Below are 2,953 nucleotides of genomic sequence, written 5' to 3'. Positions count from 1 at the left end.
TCCGGCACAACGTGGAATAATAACAATGACGGAAGCTTTACCAATAACTGGGGCGATACAATGAGCAATGATGGAATTGGGATGAACTTTAACTCTTCCACCGGCTTTTACGGAGGTCGTGGTGGCGCCTATTCTTCAGGCGGCGGCTATATTGATATCCCTAGTATTACATTAACAGGAGGCAAACAGGTACAGAGTCATTTTAACTCCTTTATGGATGGATGGAATGCAAAGAGTGATTTTGCTTGGGATCGTATGACAAATGCAGGAAGGTACAATGACGGCGGGGTAATGATGATGGACAGTATGTGGGATGTTTTGGGTATTGCCATAGCGAACATGAAACCTGAAAATAAGCAAGCAGCAATGCTTTTCGGTGCTGCAGCTTTACTAATTACCCGCAATCCCAGTGTATTGAAAGCAGAATTAGGTGCTGAGAGAGCGGGCGCATATTCTGTATATCAAGGCATTGAAAACGGCATTGTGAAATATGTAGGTATTACCAAAAGAGACCCTACATTACGTTGGGCAGAACACGAAGCAGCAGGAGGTCCGAAATCTAGCTTATTCTATTATGGCGTGGACGGTGCAACAGGACTGACAAGAACACAGGCCCGTGTATGGGAACAGAATCTAATTAACCAGCACGGCTTACCAAATCTATACAATCAAATCAATTCCATAGCACCAGCCAACTGGTGGATGTATGGAGTAACTCCTTAAAATAATATAACAAGAAATGGCAAAACGAGTAGTTACCAAAAAAGGCGATATCTTTTCAGTACAACTGGATAATGGGAACAAAAAATACTTTCAGTACATTACGAATGACCTTACCCAGCTCAACAGCGATGTTATCAGAGCCTTTAAAGAAGAATATACGGAAGATACTGTACCGGATTTTGATAAAATCATCAAAGGTGAAACAGATTTTCACGCTCATACAATGATTAATGTAGGAGTAAAACAAAATTTTTTCAATCAAGAAGGCAAGGCAAACATCATTGAGGATTTTTCAGAAATACTTTTCCGAAGCACTAATGATTATGGTCATAAACAAGGTGAAGAACCTATAAAGTTGTCCCATAACTGGCATATTTGGCACATTGGGGACGATAATTTTACGAGAGTTGGCAGATTGCTGGGCGAAAACAGAAATGCAGAAATCGGTATTGTCATTCCGCCTTATGCGATTGTGGACAGGATAAAAAAGGGGTATTATGATTTTATTTACCCTGATTTTGAGTAATGGCAAAACGAGTAGTAACAAAAATAGGCGACATATTTTCCGTACCGATCAGTGACAAGGAGAAAAGATATATGCAGCTGATAGCATTTGATTTAACACAGCTTAACAGTGATGTGGTACGGATATTTAAAAAAAATATGCTATTGCAGATAATCCCGATATGGAAAGCATTATACAAGATAATGTATTAGTGTGTGCCCATTGTACAACAAATTTTGGAGTAAAATTAAATCTATGGGATAAAGTTGGTAAAAGTCCAAACCTTGGAAATATCAGAGATATAATATTTAAAGGAACTTCTGATTATGGTCATAACCCGATGAAAGGTGCTGTGAAAAATTTCTTGAAATCGGAAAGTAAAACTATTGAGGGAATTTATGAATTTGTTGCAGAATCGGGAAAAACTTATGTAGGTCAATCTAAAGATATACTAAAACGATTAATGCAACATATTGATTCAGGAAAATTACCGGAAGGAGCACAAGTTATTGTAAAAGAAGTTTTGGGTGGAAAAACCACTAGAGAAGTTGCAGAACAATTGAGAATAAGAGATTTAGGAGGAGTTGATAACTTGGATAATATAAGAAATCCAATTGGTCCTGCAAGACAGCATTTAATGCCTTAAATAAATAAAAAAATGAATAACAGTATTGAATTTGAACAAGGATTATTTGGCTTAAGAGCTATAATTAAAACATTATGGGATGATTCCTTTATAAATATTTTACAAGAAAAAAAAATTATGGAATTGGAACTTAATGTTGGGAAAGGATGGAAAAGAAGTGATATAGAATTTTTAAAAAACTTCCCTCAATTAAAATCAATAATAATATTAGATGGTGGGCTTAAGTCTTTGATACCATTGCATTATCTTACTGAAATTGAATCCATGAGTATTTCGACTTATAGTAAAACACCTGTAGATTTTAATGTTTTTCCTAAACTTGTAGATTGTGGTTTCGAATGGATTAAGGGTTCTGATTCCTTATTTGAAAAATCAAATATGAGAAAACTTTTTATTAATCGATATAATAAAAAAGATAGTGAAGTATTCTCTAACTTTAAAAATATTGAAGAATTATCAATCCTAAATTCTCCATTAGAAAATCTTCAAGGATTATCAACACTTATAGATTTAAAAATGTTGCGATTAGCAAATTTAAAAAATATCAGTTCCTTAAAAGGTATTGAAAATCTAAAACAATTAGAAGAGCTTGAAATTCATAGATGTAAAAAAATAAACTCTATAACAGAGATACTGGGATTACATAAACTTAAAAAATTACTTCTTCTTGATGATGGAGAAATAGAAACTTTAAAAGGTATTGAGCATTTAGAGAATTTAGAAATGCTCATGTTTTATGAATCTACTAATATTTTAGATGGAGATTTATTTCCAATTACAAAACTCAAAAAATTAAAAAATATTTCATTTAAGAATAGAAAGCATTACACTCATAATAGAGAAGACTTAAAACCGTAAACAATAAGTATGAGTATAGAGAGAAAAAGCAAAAACGGCTTCAGAACCCGAAGCCTTTTTAATGGCGGAAAAAGAAGTAAAAGCTGCGCCCCCTGGAGGAGAAACCGTTATGGAACTGGTTTTCTTCCCCACTTCGGAGGGGTTTTACGATTTCAAAAATAAAAGATATATTTACCAGTACAAAGACCACTTGGGAAATGTAAGGGTCAATTATACCAAAA

At 34.2% G+C, this 2,953-nt stretch carries 4 protein-coding genes; all 4 read left to right on the top strand.

Translation table 11 applies throughout. The features are described from left to right. A partial coding sequence (locus tag WBY99_RS13370; protein ID WP_423976833.1) for a hypothetical protein occupies nucleotides 1-723 on the top strand: 723 nt, incomplete at its 5' end. Between the two features lie 16 nt (nucleotides 724-739). Continuing rightward, complete coding sequence (locus WBY99_RS13365; RefSeq protein WP_423976832.1) at nucleotides 740-1,249, top strand: hypothetical protein; 510 nt, start codon at nucleotides 740-742, stop codon at nucleotides 1,247-1,249. A 160-nt stretch (nucleotides 1,250-1,409) separates the two neighbouring features. Then, a complete protein-coding gene (locus WBY99_RS13360) occupies nucleotides 1,410-1,874 on the top strand; it encodes a hypothetical protein (protein WP_423976831.1) in 465 nt (154 codons plus the stop codon). A 12-nt stretch (nucleotides 1,875-1,886) separates the two neighbouring features. Beyond that, nucleotides 1,887-2,732, top strand: coding sequence for a hypothetical protein (locus tag WBY99_RS13355; RefSeq protein WP_423976830.1), 846 nt, complete (start codon nucleotides 1,887-1,889; stop codon nucleotides 2,730-2,732). Nucleotides 2,733-2,953 lie beyond the last annotated feature (221 nt).

Origin of the sequence: Kaistella sp. (genome assembly GCF_049588135.1) — a bacterium.
In the GTDB taxonomy this organism is placed as follows: domain Bacteria; phylum Bacteroidota; class Bacteroidia; order Flavobacteriales; family Weeksellaceae; genus Kaistella.
Note: the sequence above shows the minus strand (reverse complement) of the source record. Positions and strands in the feature narration are given on the sequence as shown.

Bases quoted from the DNA above. Each gene is read 5' to 3' on its own strand.
- WBY99_RS13365 (WP_423976832.1), top strand. From the start codon at position 740: ATGGCAAAACGAGTAGTTACCAAAAAAGGCGATATCTTTTCAGTACAA.
- WBY99_RS13360 (WP_423976831.1), top strand. From the start codon at position 1,410: ATGGAAAGCATTATACAAGATAATGTATTAGTGTGTGCCCATTGTACA.
- WBY99_RS13355 (WP_423976830.1), top strand. From the start codon at position 1,887: ATGAATAACAGTATTGAATTTGAACAAGGATTATTTGGCTTAAGAGCT.